Origin of the sequence: Sphingobium sp. AS12 (genome assembly GCF_019097845.1) — a bacterium.
In the GTDB taxonomy this organism is placed as follows: domain Bacteria; phylum Pseudomonadota; class Alphaproteobacteria; order Sphingomonadales; family Sphingomonadaceae; genus Sphingobium.
The window spans coordinates 1-1,947 of record NZ_JAHRGM010000072.1; the positions used below are offsets into that span (position 1 = coordinate 1).

General features: G+C 38.4%; 1 protein-coding gene. It reads right to left on the reverse strand.

What is annotated here, in order from left to right; genetic code table 11:
• Nucleotides 1-1,604 precede the first annotated feature (1,604 nt).
• Nucleotides 1,605-1,769 carry a hypothetical protein gene (locus KRZ98_RS24685; RefSeq protein ID WP_368389860.1) on the reverse strand — a complete coding sequence of 55 codons (165 nt, stop codon included), beginning with the start codon at nucleotides 1,767-1,769 and terminating at the stop codon, nucleotides 1,605-1,607.
• Between the last annotated feature and the right edge of the window lie 178 nt (nucleotides 1,770-1,947).

A 1,947-nucleotide genomic window follows, 5' to 3' on the forward strand; every position in this document is an offset into this window, starting at 1 on the left:
GATCAGATAAACAGAGTAAATGGTGGTGAGAAAAAGGTGAGGCAGGGCTTGTTACTTGAGCTAAAACTTCCACATAAAACACACTTCAGATGTGAAGGGAAAAATGATTCACTGTAATGATAACCTTCCACACCTATTCACCAGTACCAGGCATCTGATAAAATACCCTTAATATTTGTAGTGTTTGGAGCTTTAATTTATATTCATGAAGTTCATTAGGTTTTCAGATGTACTGGAGAAACTTTGGGCAATTTTAATTTTTGAACTTGGTTCCATTTTTTCTTATCAGTAGTTTTTCTTCCTTCATTATTTAGTAATGTGGGAAATTAGCAATACGGAACCAAGTAGAAATACAAGGTATTTTAATAGGGAAAAAGCCTTGCTTACAGAGGAATCTAGCCAGTCATCGGGCAGCAGTCTGTACAGCAAGCTGAAAGTGAAAGTGAAACCGAAACCAGCCACCTGAATGTCCCAAAATCTACATCACCCTGACCACGCCCTTGCAGTTGTGGTCAGGCACACCAGTAGCCAGCTCCTAACCAGGCATAGCTACAGCATCCCCTACAATTCCCCTTTTAGTCTAAAAGAGGATTAAAACTTAACAGTGTAAATTATAAGAAGACACAACAATCTGCTTATGTCACATCCTAACTATCTATTTTAACTAAACCCTAAAGTCATCTGAAAGAGGTGTCCAAGCCTGAACACCTCCTTCCAATCCCAACCATAAACAATAGGAAGCTATCCCTAACTAGGTATATACAGTATCCTAAATGACAACAATGTGGAAAGGGAGCGTAGCATCCCCCAAATTACTTTCTGCTGAAATCGGAACAACGATAGTAATGTGGGGTCCTGTAGGAAGAAAATGTTAGTGTAGTAAAAGTCTTGAATGGATTGTATCCAGTCCATGTTAGATGGGATTCACTTGATTGAAGATCTCGCTTGAAATCCTCAACTTGATTGAAGTCAGTACCCGAACCTCTGGCCGGAGTGTCAGTTGAAATGGAGCAAGTTGGATCCAGTGCAGTCGAGGAGGTGTGGCCCATTTTCTTTCCAGGGTGTCCAGGGATTGCTGTCAGGCAGGTCTTCATTGGCTGTGTGGGACTCAAACATAAACAGTTAGCAGAGAAATGTTTACTTGTAATGTACACATACTGGGCAAGGCAACCATGGGAGAATAACAATTATGAGAGGGTGTACACCTTGAAAGAAAGATCCAAGAAAAGACAAAGACAGTCCCCAAATTCTTCTTTTATTCTGTATTACATCAATTGGCTTCTTGATACAACACAGAAACACTAAAGCTTAGTTAAATAATGTGCTTGGATTTTAGAGGAGGAAAGCCAAATCCACCTCTAAGTCCAGCATTGGTTTAATTGAATAGGGACTAGGAAATAAAGAGAAATAAAGTTCTCTGAGAGACAGCTGTAAAGTTTACCGTATGGCACGTTCCTTTTGTTTGATGGTTATAGCTACCTTCTCTTCTTAAGTATCTACCCATGCAGTGTCCTTTGACTTCTGGAGATGAGTTTTCCTGTGAAGATAAAAGCAAAACACTTCCCTTTCCTTTGGGAGGTTTCTATTTAGTTATAAGATATAACTTAGTAGAATACCTGCCATTTGTCCTCATAGAACGGTTTTTCCTTTTCAACTTGAATCTTGATCAACTTTGATGGCATCCAAAGTTTTTCTTCTCCTGTGGAAACAAAAGCAAAACCTCTTCCCCAATGTAACACATATTTTGACTTCCATTCTGAGATCCACACATATTTAACATATACAGGCTAATTTAATTCAGGAGTTTTTCCTACTATCTAATGTCTCTCAAAGCTTTCCTTTCTTTCTCTTTAGCATTAAAATATTTAAAGTTAATAAAACATTGTGCAATCTATCTCTGGGGGTCTTTATTACTCCCTTCTATTCATTAAGCATATCATTTAAAAT